General features: G+C 37.7%; 18 protein-coding genes. 4 read left to right on the top strand and 14 right to left on the bottom strand.

Annotation, left to right across the window (positions count from 1 at the left end; all coding sequences use genetic code 11):
* Position 1: 1 nt before the first annotated feature.
* Complete coding sequence (gene cysE, locus QWY88_RS02980) at positions 2-703, top strand: serine O-acetyltransferase (RefSeq protein ID WP_304543901.1); 702 nt, start codon at positions 2-4, stop codon at positions 701-703.
* A 17-nt stretch (positions 704-720) separates the two neighbouring features.
* On the opposite strand, the gene QWY88_RS02985 is transcribed toward cysE, so the two are convergent.
* Positions 721-1,236, bottom strand: coding sequence for a ferritin-like domain-containing protein (locus QWY88_RS02985; protein ID WP_304543903.1), 516 nt, complete (start codon positions 1,234-1,236; stop codon positions 721-723).
* A 171-nt stretch (positions 1,237-1,407) separates the two neighbouring features.
* Here QWY88_RS02985 and QWY88_RS02990 point away from each other — a divergent pair, with 171 nt between their 5' ends.
* Both QWY88_RS02990 and QWY88_RS02995 read left to right on the top strand, forming a co-directional pair.
* On the top strand, positions 1,408-2,571 hold the full coding sequence (locus QWY88_RS02990; protein ID WP_304543905.1) for a pyridoxal phosphate-dependent aminotransferase: 1,164 nt from the start codon (positions 1,408-1,410) through the stop codon (positions 2,569-2,571).
* Between the two features lie 148 nt (positions 2,572-2,719).
* Positions 2,720-2,947 (top strand): hypothetical protein, encoded by a 228-nt coding sequence (locus tag QWY88_RS02995; protein ID WP_304543907.1) that lies wholly within the window; start codon positions 2,720-2,722, stop codon positions 2,945-2,947.
* A gap of 47 nt (positions 2,948-2,994) precedes the next feature.
* On the opposite strand, the gene QWY88_RS03000 is transcribed toward QWY88_RS02995, so the two are convergent.
* The 13 genes from QWY88_RS03000 to QWY88_RS03060 all read right to left on the bottom strand — a co-directional run bounded on the left by QWY88_RS03000 (position 2,995) and on the right by QWY88_RS03060 (position 14,592).
* Positions 2,995-3,198, bottom strand: a complete 204-nt coding sequence (locus QWY88_RS03000) for a hypothetical protein (protein ID WP_304543909.1) — start codon at positions 3,196-3,198, stop codon at positions 2,995-2,997.
* 48 nt (positions 3,199-3,246) lie between these two features.
* Positions 3,247-4,200, bottom strand: coding sequence for a UDP-3-O-(3-hydroxymyristoyl)glucosamine N-acyltransferase (gene lpxD, locus QWY88_RS03005; RefSeq protein WP_304543910.1), 954 nt, complete (start codon positions 4,198-4,200; stop codon positions 3,247-3,249).
* Between the two features lies 1 nt (position 4,201).
* Positions 4,202-4,678 carry an acetolactate synthase small subunit gene (ilvN, locus tag QWY88_RS03010; protein ID WP_304543912.1) on the bottom strand — a complete coding sequence of 159 codons (477 nt, stop codon included), beginning with the start codon at positions 4,676-4,678 and terminating at the stop codon, positions 4,202-4,204.
* Positions 4,678-6,375 (bottom strand): acetolactate synthase large subunit, encoded by a 1,698-nt coding sequence (locus tag QWY88_RS03015; RefSeq protein ID WP_304543914.1) that lies wholly within the window; start codon positions 6,373-6,375, stop codon positions 4,678-4,680. The genes ilvN and QWY88_RS03015 overlap by 1 nt, the downstream gene beginning before the upstream one ends.
* 137 nt (positions 6,376-6,512) lie before the next feature.
* The gene (locus QWY88_RS03020) at positions 6,513-8,642 is read right to left on the bottom strand and encodes a WD40 repeat domain-containing protein (protein WP_304543916.1); all 2,130 of its coding nucleotides are present in this window, start codon (positions 8,640-8,642) and stop codon (positions 6,513-6,515) included.
* 3 nt (positions 8,643-8,645) lie between these two features.
* Positions 8,646-9,845: a threonine ammonia-lyase gene (ilvA, locus tag QWY88_RS03025; protein ID WP_304543918.1), complete on the bottom strand. Its 1,200-nt coding sequence runs from the start codon at positions 9,843-9,845 to the stop codon at positions 8,646-8,648.
* Between the two features lie 8 nt (positions 9,846-9,853).
* On the bottom strand, positions 9,854-10,285 hold the full coding sequence (locus tag QWY88_RS03030; RefSeq protein ID WP_304543920.1) for a CoA-binding protein: 432 nt from the start codon (positions 10,283-10,285) through the stop codon (positions 9,854-9,856).
* Positions 10,286-10,355: 70 nt separating this feature from the next.
* Positions 10,356-10,697, bottom strand: coding sequence for a hydrogenase maturation nickel metallochaperone HypA (gene hypA, locus QWY88_RS03035; RefSeq protein WP_304543922.1), 342 nt, complete (start codon positions 10,695-10,697; stop codon positions 10,356-10,358).
* A 19-nt stretch (positions 10,698-10,716) separates the two neighbouring features.
* The gene (hypE, locus tag QWY88_RS03040) at positions 10,717-11,715 is read right to left on the bottom strand and encodes a hydrogenase expression/formation protein HypE (RefSeq protein WP_304543924.1); all 999 of its coding nucleotides are present in this window, start codon (positions 11,713-11,715) and stop codon (positions 10,717-10,719) included.
* Positions 11,712-12,836 (bottom strand): hydrogenase formation protein HypD, encoded by a 1,125-nt coding sequence (gene hypD, locus QWY88_RS03045; RefSeq protein WP_304543926.1) that lies wholly within the window; start codon positions 12,834-12,836, stop codon positions 11,712-11,714. Before hypD ends, hypE begins: the two co-directional genes overlap by 4 nt.
* Positions 12,836-13,126 (bottom strand): HypC/HybG/HupF family hydrogenase formation chaperone, encoded by a 291-nt coding sequence (locus QWY88_RS03050; RefSeq protein ID WP_304543929.1) that lies wholly within the window; start codon positions 13,124-13,126, stop codon positions 12,836-12,838. Before QWY88_RS03050 ends, hypD begins: the two co-directional genes overlap by 1 nt.
* Before the next feature lies 1 nt (position 13,127).
* Positions 13,128-13,928, bottom strand: a complete 801-nt coding sequence (gene hypB / locus QWY88_RS03055) for a hydrogenase nickel incorporation protein HypB (protein WP_304543931.1) — start codon at positions 13,926-13,928, stop codon at positions 13,128-13,130.
* 22 nt (positions 13,929-13,950) lie between these two features.
* Complete coding sequence (locus QWY88_RS03060; protein ID WP_304543932.1) at positions 13,951-14,592, bottom strand: hypothetical protein; 642 nt, start codon at positions 14,590-14,592, stop codon at positions 13,951-13,953.
* Between the two features lie 140 nt (positions 14,593-14,732).
* Between QWY88_RS03060 and QWY88_RS03065 the strand changes: the two genes are divergently transcribed.
* Positions 14,733-15,272: a HyaD/HybD family hydrogenase maturation endopeptidase gene (locus tag QWY88_RS03065; RefSeq protein WP_304543934.1), complete on the top strand. Its 540-nt coding sequence runs from the start codon at positions 14,733-14,735 to the stop codon at positions 15,270-15,272.
* Positions 15,273-15,274 lie beyond the last annotated feature (2 nt).

Consider the following 15,274-nt stretch of genomic DNA (forward strand, 5'->3'; position numbering starts at 1 on the left):
TATGGGTATTTTCGCGCTAATTAAAGAAGACTTTTCCAATGCTTACAAGAACGATCCGGCATTAAGTTCTAAACTCGAGTTCTTATTTAATTATCCGGGTGTTTGGGCTATTGCTTGGTATAGAGTTGCACACAAACTTTACATATCAAACTTTAAAGGGTTAGCTAGAATTTTAATGGGGCTTGCTCAGATAATGACAAACATTGACATCCACCCGGGTGCACAGATTGGTAGACGTGTATTTATCGATCACGGTACTGGCGTAGTTATCGGTCAAACAACTATCATTGAAGATGATGTACTGATCTACCAAGGGGTAACACTTGGCGGTGTATCACTGACTCACGGTAAACGCCACCCTACTATTAGAAAAGGTGTTGTTATAGGTGCCGGTGCTAAAGTTCTTGGAAATATAGAGATCGGTCAAGATGCAAAGATAGGTGCTAACTCAGTTGTTGTTAAAGCTGTTCCTTCTTGTTCAACTGCTATCGGTATCCCTGCACACGTGATAGAAAAAGGAAGATGTAAAGATCCGTTTATGCACAATATGCTTCCGGATATCAATAAAGAGATGTTTGAGTACCTGCTTAAACGTGTTGCAATACTTGAACATATTCTCGTTGAAGATAATAAAGAGCTACTCGATCAAGACCTAGAGCTTGAACATATCTACGACTCTTTTATTAAATCGATGAAAAGTTAATGAGAAAAACTCATTAACTAATTCATATTTGATTTAATACTCTCAATAAAATCAGCTATATCATCATGAAGTGCTTGCAAGTCCTCTTCATGTTCCACTTCATCGGCTAAAATCTCATTGACCATATTGTAAGTGATAATATCTTTGTCTTTTACAATCTCTGCAATACTTGAATAGGTACTTATCGCACACTGCTCCCCTTTGATCGAATCATCTAAAATAGACACAACATCAAAGTTACTTGGTTCTTCATAGCCGCAGTTTGTTTGAGTAAACCACTCTTTTGGATTTAATATGGGAGTGCCCCCTAGCTGCAAGATTCTATCTGCAACCATGTTGGCATGTCGGAGTTCATCAGTAGCATGTTGTGTCAACTCAGCAATTGCTGCATCTTTCATAATCCCCTTGACAACTTTTGCTTCTATAAAGTACTGATAATATGCAAGCCATTCATCTGCATAGGCTTTGTTTAAAAGTCTTATAACTTCATCAATTTCTACACCCTTGATTATCGAATTTCCACGTACAGCCATCTGATCTCCTTCTAATTTTCATTGTTTGTATCCATAAACTATATAACACTCCCCCTTAAAGGAAAATAATTATTATCTACCAATTATTTTAGTAAAAATTGTTCGAAAAAAGAGTCTCACTTAAGCAATATATTTGTATAATTGCTGATTATTTTCACCTAAAGGGTTGTAATGCTAACAAATCGCATAAATACACTATCTGAATCTATTACTATAGCTATTTCAACATTAGCTCAGGAACTAAAAGCTGAAGGAAAAGACATCCTTAGTTTTTCTGCTGGTGAGCCAGACTTTGATACACCACAAGTTATTAAAGATGCTGCTATTAAAGCTATTAATGATGGTTTTACAAAATATACTGCTGTTGATGGTATTCCAGCGCTTAAAAATGCTGTAATTGATAAACTTAAAAGAGAAAACGGAATCACTTACGCGCCGAATCAAGTAATTGTAAACAATGGTGCGAAACATTCACTTTTCAATCTTTTTTCTGCAACTATTCAAGAGGGTGATGAAGTTATTATCCCTGCTCCGTATTGGGTAACTTATCCAGAGCTAGTAAAATACTGCGGCGGTACTGTAGTAGAGATTGAAACTCAAGATTCTACAGGTTTTAAGATAACTCCGGAGCAATTAAAAGCTGCGATCACTGATAAAACAAAAATGTTAATTTTAACTACTCCGTCAAATCCGACAGGTGCAGTATATTCAAAAGCTGAACTTGAAGCACTTGCAGAAGTATTAAAAGGGACAGACGTTTTAGTAGCATCGGATGAGATGTACGAGAAGCTTGTATATGATGGAGAGTTTACATCAGCTGCAAGTATCAGTGATGATATGTATAAACGTACAATTACTATCAACGGTTTATCAAAATCGGTTGCAATGACTGGATGGCGTTTTGGTTACATGGCTGCAGCAGATGCAGAGCTTATCAAAGCAACTAAAAAGCTACAGTCTCAAAGTACGTCAAATATCTGTTCAATCACTCAAATGGCAGCTATTACAGGTCTTGACGGTTCTGCAGATGCTGATATTGAGATGATGAGAAAAGAGTTTGCGGCACGTCGTGATGAAGCTGTAAAACTTTTCAATGAAGTTGATGGACTAAGTGTTTTAAAACCTGACGGTGCATTTTATCTATTTGTAAATATCAAAGAGGTAAGTAATGATTCACTTACATTTGCAAAAGATCTTTTAGCAAAGAAAAATGTTGCTGTTGTACCGGGTGTAGGTTTTGGTAGTGAGGGTTATTTCAGATTCTCATTTGCAACAGATATCAACTCAATCAGAGAAGGTATTGCAAGAATTGAAGAGTTTGTAAAAGAACTGTAACCATTCTGTAAATAAGGGGTAATCACCCCTTATCTATTTTTATTTCCCCTATTTTCACAAAAAATCCCATTTTTATATCCCTGTAAGTTGATTAAATGTACACTCATGTATATTACTTTTAGTAATAAAATTACAAAAAGGTTACATTATGGCTAAAGCGAAGAAAAAAGAGGAAGAAAAAGAAGCTCTTAAAAAAGCGAAGAAAAAAGCTGCTAAAAAAGCAAAAAAGAAAGCAGAGAAAAAAGAGAAAGAGAAAAAGGCCAAAAAGAAAAAAGTTGCTGCTAAGAAAAAAGTAAAAGCAGAAAAAAAAGATAAGAAAAAAAATCGTGACAAAAAAAAGTCTAAAAAGAAAAAAGAGAAAAAATCTAAAAAGTAGTTTTTTCAGATAAAAGAGGGAACTAACTCCCCTCTTCTAAATCCCACCTACTTTACAGCTTTTAAAGCTTCTATTACTGCATCTACATTTTCTAATGGAATATGTACTTTCCATTCCGGATTATCAGCGTTTCCATCTAAAGAGATACCGATACTCGCAACTGTAGCACTGTTAGGACCGTAAGGCTCTTCAATTTTTGTTACTGATATAACACCCTTATTTGTTCCACTTAAAGCAATAGTTTGAGACATAACAAACCTCCTAAATTGATTATAGGATTAGTTTATCTAATAATCTATTTACTTTTTCAAAAGTCTGGAAAGTGTCCCTTGTAGTTTTAACCACATTTTGTGATCCATTAATGGAAAGCCTGCAAAAACTTTTCCGTTTTCCGTAATAGTTTTCGTAACACCGCTTCTAGCTGCAAAGGTATTAAAATCACCAGTACTAAGATGTCCGGCAACTCCACTTTGTGCACCAAATACATTGTTTCTTCCTATAATAGAAGAACCTGCCATACCTGTTTGTGCAGCAAATACACTTCCTTCACCGATAACACAGTTATGTGCCACTTGGATCAGGTTATCGAGTCTTGCACCTTTTTTGATGTGAGTAGAACCAAATACTGCTCTGTCGATAGAAACATTTGAACCAATCTCTACATCATCTTCGATTACAACATTACCGTTATGGTAGATCTTTTTATGTTGACCTAATCTGTTTGAAGCAAAACCAAATCCATCACTTCCGATTACAGTCCCTGCATGGATGATACAATCAGATCCTATCTTACAATCTCTGTAAACAACTACATTTGGATAAAGGATAGTATTCTCACCAATCTCAGAGCCAGAACCTACATATACTCCGGCCATGATTGTACAGTTTTTACCAATCTTTGCACCGTTTGCAATCTCTGCTTTGGCTGAGATATCACACCCTTCACCGATAACTGCACTTGGAGCATCTTTGTCTTCAAGAGCTGCAGAGAAGTATTTTGAAAGAACTGCCATCTGCCAGTATGTATCTTCAACTACTAAAGCTACGCTACCCTCAGGTACATAATCTTTTGTTTTTCCATCAACAATAATAGCAGCAGCTTTTGTGCTTGCCATATCTTTTACATATTTTGCATTTGATATGAATGAAAGTTGCTCACTAGAAGCATCTTTTAGTGTATTCATAGAGTTGATTTCACAATCAACTCCAGAGAAATCAGCACCGATAATAGAAGCTATTTCACTAAGTTTCATACTATCTCTCTAGTGCTACTGCACCACTTCTTACGATCTCTTTTGGATTGTATCTCTTCATAGAGTTTAAGAAGTTATCAATTCTTTTAGGCTCATCAGCAACCATTACAATTACCGTACTCTCACCTGCGTTTACAATCTTTCCGTTATACGCTTCGCAGATAGTATTGATATCACTTAGATTTTCAGTGATATCAAACTTTACAAGAGCCATCTCTTTTTCAACCATATCTTCATGCTCATATACACGTAGAACAGGGATAAGCTTATGAAGCTGCTTTGTGATCTGCTCCATAATTTTCACAGAACCTAAAGTTGCAATCGTTAAACGAGAATACTTAGTATCAGGAATAGGTGCAACAGTTAATGATGTAATGTTATACCCGCGACCAGAGAAAAGGTCAGTAATACGAGATAATACACTCGCTTCATTAACTACGATAACTGAGATTACTCTCCTTGCATTATCAGTCGTCATTACTTATCCTCCTTTTTCTCTAATAACATCATGTTAAATAAACTTCCACCGGCAGGAACCATCGGAAGTACGTTTTCAAATCTCTCAACAACAACATCAATGAATGCAACTACATTTTTCTCAACTGCATCTTTAAGTGCCGCATCAAATTCCTCTTTTGTAGTTACTCTATATCCTACACCGCCAAAAGCCTCTGCTAACTTAACAAAGTCAGGTTGCATAGAAAGGTCAGTTTCAGAGTGACGCTTGTCATAGAAAAGCGTTTGCCACTGACGTACCATCCCTAAGAAGTTGTTATTTAAAATAATATTGATAACCGGAAGTTTCTTCTCAACTGCCGTCATCAACTCTTGAACATTCATAAGAATTGAACCGTCACCCGTAAAGTTTACACTTACTTTTTCAGGCGATGCAGATTTTACACCCATAGCTGCCGGAAAACCGAATCCCATTGTTCCAAGTCCACCAGAACTTATAAACTGGCGAGGTCTTGTAAATGGATAGAATTGAGCCGACCACATTTGGTGCTGTCCAACATCTGTAGAGATATTTGCATCATCACCTAGGATCTCTCCAACTCTTTGAATAACCCATTGCGGTTTAATTCTTTCAGAATCCTCATGGAATGTTAAAGGATGAAGCGCATTAAAATTCTCAATAGTTTCTCTCCAAGACTCATATCTTGAACCATCAATACTATCAGCCTGAGCTAACATCTCATTAACAACATTTTTAACATCACCAACGATCGGATAGTCTGCATTTACAAGCTTAGAGATACTAGCAGGGTCAATATCTACATGGATAACTCCTGCATTTTTAGCAAATTCGCTTAGTTTTCCTGTTACACGATCGTCAAATCTAGCACCAAGAGCGATAATAAGGTCAGTTTCACTCATAGCCATATTTGAAGCGTAAGAACCGTGCATACCCAGCATACCGATTAGATACTTATCATCATGTGATAAAGTTCCACGAGCCATAAAAGTCTCAACTGCAGGAATTTGTGTTTTATGTATAAGGTCTCTTACTTCATACGCTGCATTTGAGTTGATAATACCACCACCAAGGTAGAAAAGAGGACGTTTTGCTTCAGCAATCGCTTCCATCGCTTTTTTAATTTGACGAGGATTCCCCTTAACGTTTGGCTTGTATGTCTCTAAATCTAGTTCAATATCATAGTTAAACTCTTCGATCTGAGCCGTAACATCTTTTGGAATATCAACATGAACCGGACCAGGACGACCAGAAGCTGCGATATAAAACGCTTCTTTAAGTACACGTGGTAAATCTTTTGCATCTGTAACTAAATAGTTGTGTTTAGTACAAGAACGGCTGATCCCAACTGCATCGATCTCTTGAAACGCATCTGTTCCGATTAAACTCATAGGAACCTGTCCAGAGATAACAACTAAAGGGATTGAATCCATATACGCATCAGCTAAACCTGTAACTGCATTCGTAAAACCAGGTCCACTTGTAATCATAGCGACGCCGACTTTTCCACTAGCTTTTGAATATCCTTCTGCAGCATGTACTGCTGCTTGTTCATGACGAGTAAGAATGTGCTGAAAACCATCTTGTTTATATATCTCGTCATAGACATTCATTATCGCTCCACCAGGGTAGCCAAAAACTGTGTCTACACCTTCGGCGATTAGTGCTTCGATTACCATCTGTGCGCCACTAATTTGCATGAAAAGTCTCCTAATTTTTTTATATTTATGTAAAAGTTTTGGATTATACTTAAATGAAGCTATATTTTAAGTTAAAAATTCAGACTTCTTGTAAAACTATATGAAAGATATGAGAGAAGATAAAAAGATAAGCTACTTTACTCTAAAATAGATCTCATTATCATAGAAGGTCTCCAACGTGATTGAGAACCTTTTGGAAGTAGTTCAAGGTTGAGTTTTGTTTCCGGATAATACTCTTTAAAAGTCTCGAAAAAGTTATTTATCTGGTCTGTTTCACCAAATAAAGAAAGGTAGTTTTTGACACCTTTTTCAATGCTGCTTTGCACAACTCTATTATTAACGGAATTTTCTAGCTGAGAGATGTAACACCAAGAAAAAATCGTCGCTAGCGACATATGTTTAGAGTTGATGTTCAGATACTTTTCAAGCACCTTTTTAACACCTATTACGTCTCCTGTAACTGCATAGGTATTAGCTATACTTACATCTTCATTCCATTGATCTTGAAGCCATTTTCCTTCAGGAGTTTCTTGAATATCTTCAAGCTGAGCCATTGCATCGTAAGCCTCTGCCATGTTATTAGATTTTATAGCTAAATAAAATTTTTGTTTTACTTCAATATCTTTAAGTATCTCTATCGATTCCTCTTTAAAGTCATCAAAATCTTTTAAAACACTCAAAAGTTTTCCAGCAGTATGCAAGTCATCTTGTGCCAGTGCATCATGCGCCTTCATATAAAGGTTGTCCGAAAAACTCATCAGTGTCGTATATTCAGGCAACTCTGTTAAAAAAGGATTCTGTTTAATCAGCTGCATTGCCATTTTAAAATCTTTTTTAGAGATAGACTCTCTAAATCTTAAATAGATAGCTGATTTTGTAAAAAGTTCCTGGATAAACTTTGTCTTTTCACTAATCCCACGATACGGCATCAACATATCTTTTGCACTCTGTAAAGTTTTTGGATTGAGCATCATCTTTTGTGCTTTTGCAAATGAAGTTTTCCATTTTGTCTCAAGAGCTCTATAGATTTTTGTATCTTTATATACAGGAAAAGAGTTAGCCAAAGAGTATGCAAGAGCTAACTTATTGTTTCTCGCATTATCTACAAACTTTGGATACTGTGCATAATCTAGAAAAAGCTTTTGGATTATCTTATTTTTTGAAGGGATATCTTTAAACTGATTCAATAACAGTTGTGCCCTGCTTCTATCTCCGTTTTCAAGTGCGATTTTTGCTTTTTCTAATGTTTTTTCCCATAGGTTTGACACTAATTCGTAGATACTTGTGTATCTCAAAATCGGGTTTTTTTCTATCTCCTCTTGAATCGCTTCAAACTGCTTGTTTTTCAAGAGTATTTTAACTTGTTCAAGTCCCTCAAAAATATCATAATAGATTAAAAAACCATCTTCCGTACCAATGATAAGCTCATTTTTTTCTCCGTCAAACTCCATCGCCGTAATAGGTGATGTCATTTTAATAAACCTAGTAGAGATAGCCTCGTAAGTGTTGAGATCATACACAAGTACATACCCTAAATGTGTCCCTAAAAATAGGAACCTTTCATCATCACTGATAACCATCTCACGCACATCGTCATGGATACCTTGCAATCTTGTAATCACTTTTGATGTGTGGATATTCCATATAATAGCTTTTGAATCTTTATCTATACTAACAAGCTTGTTTTTATTAAAGAACTTGACCTTCATTACCGGAGCAGCATGAGCTCTAAGTCGTTCTTTTGGAGTCATTGTAACAAGGTTATAAACAGATATTTTTCTGTCATAACTAGCCGTTGCTACCCAATTGGCATTTTTTGAAAATGCAATATCGTTAATAGTATCTATATGGGAAGGAAGCGTAAACATTAGCTTGCCGCTTTTTACATCGATGGCAAAGATTTTTCCGTCATCTCCGCCTGAGAGCATAAATCTGTTTAAAGGATCAATTGCTACACATGATGCCTCACCGTGATGTCTGTCAACTTTAGCTACAAGTTTCTTTGTTTTTGCATTGTAAAGTCTGGACTCCTTGGCATCGGCAGACAGAGATGCAAGATAGTACTGGTCCTGACTAAAGTCAACAACATTTGTCCTATAATCTTTATGCTCAATACCCGCTTTAAATCCATCCATAAGAGAGAGTGAATCGTTATTAAAAAATCTGATGGTAGTTTCATTATCTATTACTAAAAGTGTGTTGCCTTCTTTATACAGTTTTAATAACACAATAGGTTTGACAACACTTTTACTTTTGATAACTTTCATAATCTACCTGATATACCCTTCTGATTTTAAAGCTGCATAGATCTCATCTTGATGCTCTTTACCTTTTGTTTCTACATGTACAGTTACATTCGCATCACCGTAATCGAGTGATACCGACGTTCTGTCATATGCAATATGAACAATGTTTGCATTGAGATCTCTTAGTATCTCAGTAAAACGCATCAATGAACCCGGTTTATCAATCAGCGTTACCGTAAGATTCATCTTACGATGTGACTTTATAAGACCTTTTTCAATGATCACAGAAAGCAGTGTAACATCCATGTTACCGCCGCTTAGAACCACTGCTACATTTTTATCTTTTATATCTTTTACTTTATCGTGTAAAAGTGCTGCAACACCGACTGCTCCAGCCCCTTCAACAACAAGTTTTTGTTTCTCTAAAAGGTATAAAATTGCACTTGCAATCTCTTCATCATCAACACTGAGTACTTCATCTACATATTGCAGGGCATAATCAAGTGTGATCTTTGATGTATCACGAACAGCTATACCATCGGCAATTGTACGAACTTTTGTAGTATCTACGGCAGTTTTCAACTCATACGAGTTTTTAAATGCAGGTGCACCGCTTGCACTGACACCTATAACTTTCGTCTCAGGAGAAAGCGCTTTAACAGCAGTTGCAATACCTGCAATAAGTCCACCGCCACCAATAGGTACGATCACTGCATCTAACTTGTCACACATATCTAGGATCTCTAAACCGACTGTTCCCTGCCCTGCGATAACTGCTTCATCTTCAAAAGGGTGTACAAACGTAAGATCATTCTTTTGCGCATACTCTTTTGCATACCCGTACGCTTCATCATAGTTACTACCGTGAAGTACAACTTCGGCACCGTAGTGTTTCACACCGTTTACTTTTGTCAGCGGTGTTGATTCAGGCATAACGATTACCGCTTTAATCCCAAAACGACTAGCTGAAAGTGCTACACCCTGCGCATGATTTCCTGCACTAGCAGCGATAACACCTTTTGCACGTTCATTGTCAGAAAGAGAAGCTATCTTATTGTAAGCGCCGCGAATTTTAAAAGCACCCGTAATTTGAAGATTTTCTTTTTTTAGAAAGATATTTGCGTTTGTAAGTTCACTTAAATATGGAGCAGAAGCCAGAGGTGTCTTTACTACAACTCCCTCTATACGCTTCTGAGCTTGTTTTATAGTTTCTAAATTTACCAAAGATGTGCCTAGCTGCAAAGATTTCTATGATCAACCATTGCACATTGATTTTGTACAACTTTGATACCGGCATTTTTCGCTTTTTCAGCCGCTGCATTGTTTACTATACCTTTTTGTGCCCAAAACACATCGATATCACCACGCTCGATACATGCATCTGCAATCGGGTCTAACGCATCAGGTTTTCTAAAAATGTTTACCATATCAACTTTAAAAGGGATCTCTTTTAAACTTCTATATACCGTCTCACCAAGGATCTCATCCTCTTTTGGATACACAGGTACTATTTTGTACCCTTGTGCTTGCATATATGCCGCTACTCTGTAAGAATCTTTTTCAGGATTTGGAGACAAACCTAAAACTGCAATAGTTTTTACACTATCAAAAATCTCTTTAACTTCATCCATATTAGAATTTACTGTCGGAAATTCGCACTCCATTTTTATCCTTTGATTATGTTTTTAATGTGATTATATCGAAAAATCTCCAAGTTTTATAGGAACTGTTGCATTATTCCATTGTTAAACTCATCAAATACATCTCTTCACCGTCTATCACTTCTACATTTATAGATTCGCACTCAGGGCAACAATAATGATTTTTTTCTAAGCTGTTTTCTTCACCGCATTCATGACACCGCACTACAACAGGTTGTATCTGTATGATAAATTCAGCCTCTTCGCATATAGTTTTCTCTTTAAAACTATTAAATGCAGTTTCAAACAGATGGATTTCAATACCGCTCATCACCCCTATTTTTGTAACTATTTTTGTTACTTTTGAGGCCTTATTCTCTTTTGCAAGATCTTCAACTTGATCCAACAATGCCTGTACTACGCTATATTCATGCAAACTATTTTCCTTTAAACATCTAACATATCCTAGGCAGCAACTCACCTGTGGGCATCTCAAGAAATCTTTTTGTACCGTGTCCACTTTTGAGTATCACTTTAGCGGGATACTCCTGTGTTATCTGTGCTATCTCAACAGAGTTTGCAGAGTTTTCAAATCTTCGAAGAACATTGATCGCTTTAGCTGCATCAGCTTTTGGTATCGCTAAGATGAAAGTCCCCTCATTTGCCAGATTCATAGCCTCAAAACCGAGCATTTCACAAAGACCGTACACCTCTTGCGATACAGGGATCTTCTCCTCTTGCACCTCTATACAAATATTTGACTGTTTTGCCCACTCATTTAGCACGGCACTTACACCTCCGCGCGTTGCATCACGCATCGCAGTTATGTTTATTCCCTCTTTTATAAGCGCTTCAACTTGAACATAAAGAGATGCACAATCGCTTTGCAGATTACTTGAGAGTTCTATCCCCTCACGTGCTGCAAAAATTGTCGCACCGTGACACCCTATATCGCGAGAGAGTAAAATGACGTCATCTTCAGATATTTTATTTGCACTCACCCCTTTTTGCTCGATCTCACCGATCCCCGTCGTGTTTATAAAGATTTTATCGACACTCCCTTTGGGAACCACTTTGGTATCGCCGCTTACAATTACGGCATTGTTTATTGCCAACTCTTTTTTCATAGAATCTACAATCTTCTCAAGCTCTTCAAGAGAAAAACCCTCCTCTATGATCACCGAACAGGTAAGGTATTTCGGTTTTGCACCCATCATTGCCAGATCGTTACAAGTTCCGCAAATTGCCAGTTTCCCTATATCTCCACCGGGGAAAAAGATCGGAGAAACCGTAAAACTGTCTGTTGAAAACGCTAACTCCCCGTTATGGATCACCGCTGCATCTTCACTTTTTTCTAAGATCTCATTGGCAAAGGCTTTGTAAAACACTTTCGAGATCAGCTCGTTATTCTCTTCACCGCCGTTTCCCATAGCTAAAGTAATTTGTTTGTTCATAAAAGATTCCCGTATTTATAATAGGCTGCACAAGCACCCTCGCTACTTACCATACAGCTTCCCATAGGTGTACTCGGTTTGCATGCAGTTCCAAAGATAGAACACTGCGGCGGAGTAGCCTTACCTTTAAGTATATCTCCGCAAATGCAAAGTTTATGATCGTCAATCAGCTCGCTTTTTAGAAGTTCTTCGTAGAGTACCTCTGCGTTATAAGCACTATACTCATCCCGAAGTTTGAGTCCGCCGTTTGGAATATCTCCCAAACCTCTAAATCTAAAATGTGGCGCTTTTTCAAAATAGTTCTCATTTAAGGTTTGTGCTTTTAAGTTCCCCTCTGTATTTACGGCACGTTTGTACTGCACTTCAAGCTCACATCTTTTCTGGGCAAACTGTCGTACAATCATAGAGATCGATTCCATTACATCAACAGGCTCAAACCCTCCAACAACTACGGGCTTTTTATACTCACTTGGGAACTTATCATAGATCTGACTTCCGCTGATGACACTCACATGACTCGGTCCTAAAAATGCGTCGATCTTACACTCATCATCAGCTAAAAGCAGCTCCATCGCTTCGGGAACCGTTACATGGTTTATATGAAACAAGATATTTGAGATATTTTGTTTCACGACAACATCTAAAAGTGCCGCGCTCATCGGTGTCGTAGTCTCAAAACCGATCGCAAAGAAGATTATTTTTTTCTCGGGATTCTCTTTGGCAATTTTCAGGGTATCGAGCGGCGAATATACAAAACGCACATCAGCACCTTGTGCGCGTGCATCTTGCAAAGAACCCTTAGAACCCGGGACTTTTATCATATCACCCAAGGTTACAAGGATCACATCCTCTTGCATCGCTAAGATGTAGGCATGGTCTATCCGCTCTTTTGGCATGATACAAACAGGGCATCCCGGCCCGTGTAGAAAGTTGATATTCTCAGGCAGTAGTTGTTGCAAACCATACTTCATGATCGTATGTGTATGACCGCCGCACACCTCCATAATGTTTATGGGAGAAGAGAGCTTTTTCGCCTCTTCTTCGATCAGCTTTGCATACCCTTGAATCACTTCCGGGTCTCTAAAACCGGTATAGAGGTCTTTGAGCTGTAGTTCACCCATTATTTGCCTCTATTTGGACAATTATCATCCTCTTCGACCAAGTTTTGCCGCTCTTGCTCATCCATCTTCTCAACTAATTCGCTGTATACTTTTAAAGACTCCAAAGCATCTGCTTCATCTAGCTTGTTCATAATAAAACCGATGTGTAAAAGTACATAATCCCCTATTTTTACATCATCCTCTTCCATCAGATCCAAACCTGCTTCACGAGTAATACCCATAGTATCTACCGTTGCTACGTTTCTCTCTTTATCTATCTTTACAACTTTGCTTGGAATTGAAAGGCACATCCTAAGCTCTCATCTTGCGTTTAAATTCGATCCACTCTATAACTCTTTGGATCGAGGCAGGCTCTTTTACGCTTACCTCTAAGATGTCAACACCCGGTTTGATTTTTCGTGCCTCTTTTTTTTCATGTTCGAGGTCATAATCAAAGTGCTCTATTAAGTCCATCTTCGTTATTAAGATCAGATCAGCCTGTCGAAACATTACGGGGTATTTTTCTATCTTGTCACTTCCCTCGGGAACTGAAACCAGAACAATGTTTAAATGGGTTCCGACATCATACGAAGCGGGACACACAAGATTGCCCACATTTTCTACAAAACACAGATCAATCTCATCAAGCGGCATCGCATGCAATCCCTTGTGAACCATAAAGGCATCCAAATGGCACGCTGAGCCTGTTTGTATCTGATAGGCAGGGATTCCTTTTGCTTTAATTCTATCAGCATCACGCGAAGTCTCCAAATCCCCCTCGATAACACCAAATTTAAACTCTGCCAAATCTGCCATAGCTTCAAGCAGTGCAGTTTTTCCGCTTCCCGGTGAGCTCATAAGGTTAATACTCAGTACATTGTGGTTATCAAAGTGGCTGCGGTTATGCGCTGCTTCATGGTTGTTTTTATCTAAAATCTTTGTAATGACACTTATAGTTTTCGCATCGTTTAACTGCGGGTTATGGTGCAGTGTTTCATGCGCAGCCTGATGCTCGTGTGAGTGATCATGAGTATGTTCATGATGATGGTGATGATGCTCGTGCCCATCTCCTAAAGTTGTTCCTGTTATACTACATCCGCAATCTGCACACATATATTTTAATCCCTTTAATTATTTATGCCAAAAGCATGTTTGATCCGACTGCTACGGAAACGATTCCCGCAGCTGCAAACACTCTTCTTACATTTCTCTGATTTGTTAAAAACTCTTTATTGATATATAAAATCACTACCCCGAAGCTTAGAAAAACAACACTTACACCAAATACAAAAGCAAGTACCATAGAAAAATCTACCACCTGATTTTCCAAAACGCCCAGAGTGACAAGCATTCCGCGAACTCCGCCTATCCCCATAAGTGCGCCCATAGTCCATGCCGATGTCGATGCATAGGAACTGTTATGGGAATGCTCTTTTCCAAAATAGATGTGCATATGCTCTTTGTCATCATGGATGTGTTTGTTGAGATGTATTTTGTTTGATGCAACCATATACAAAAGATATACACCCATAGCGATAATTACGCTTGAAGCTATTATATCTCCGTACATAGTAACATTTTCGGGTAAATTATAGCTCTGTAAAATTTTTGCAAATAGAAAAAGTGTGATCCCGTGACCAAAAGCAAACATGATCGTAATCATCATCGTTTTTTTGATGGACTTTCCTATGGAAAAATCGGCTATAGCAGTTAAATGATCAGCTCCAAATGCATGTAAGATTCCATACCAGAGCATGAGAAAATAAGCCGTTTCCATATATGAGTCCTTATACCGCGTGCGTATATATTCAATTTTAAAAGATTTTATATTACATTACGTAAAACAAACATAAAAAAGCCAATTTCTTAGGTATAAGTAGTTAAACTTTTAGCAAAACAGTATTTTAAAGGGAAGATGTGAAAGAGTTAGTAGTTTTAGGTGTCGGAAATATCTTACAGCATGATGACGCTATAGCAGTATATGCCTCACAGTATATAAGCGACAACTACACTTTTTCACCCGACATAGATATTATAAACGGCGGAGTTGAGGGGATAAACCTTCTCAACTTTTTTATGGAGTACAAATACATCCTCATTCTTGATGCTATAGATATAGAAGATGAAGCGGGAGCTATTTACCATATCCCCTCAGAGGAGCTTACAGGTTTTGGAGTGAATTCCGGAAGTGCGCACGACATTGGAGTACTTCAATGCTTTGAGCTTTTGGAACTGATGGGGAAAAAGGCACCAAAGTCTAGTGTTCTTGGGATCGTACCACATAAAATAGATACCCATATAGGTCTAAGCGAAACACTCCACGAAAAATTTGAGATCTACATACAAACACTTCTAAACATTCTTAGCGATCTCAATATAACGGCTACAAAAAATGATGCTGAAGTATTTCTTGATGATGTGATCGAGAAGTTTAATAACCCTAGAGGGCTGTATTAGAG

The organism is Sulfurimonas sp. hsl 1-7 (genome assembly GCF_030577135.1).
In the GTDB taxonomy this organism is placed as follows: domain Bacteria; phylum Campylobacterota; class Campylobacteria; order Campylobacterales; family Sulfurimonadaceae; genus Sulfurimonas; species Sulfurimonas microaerophilus.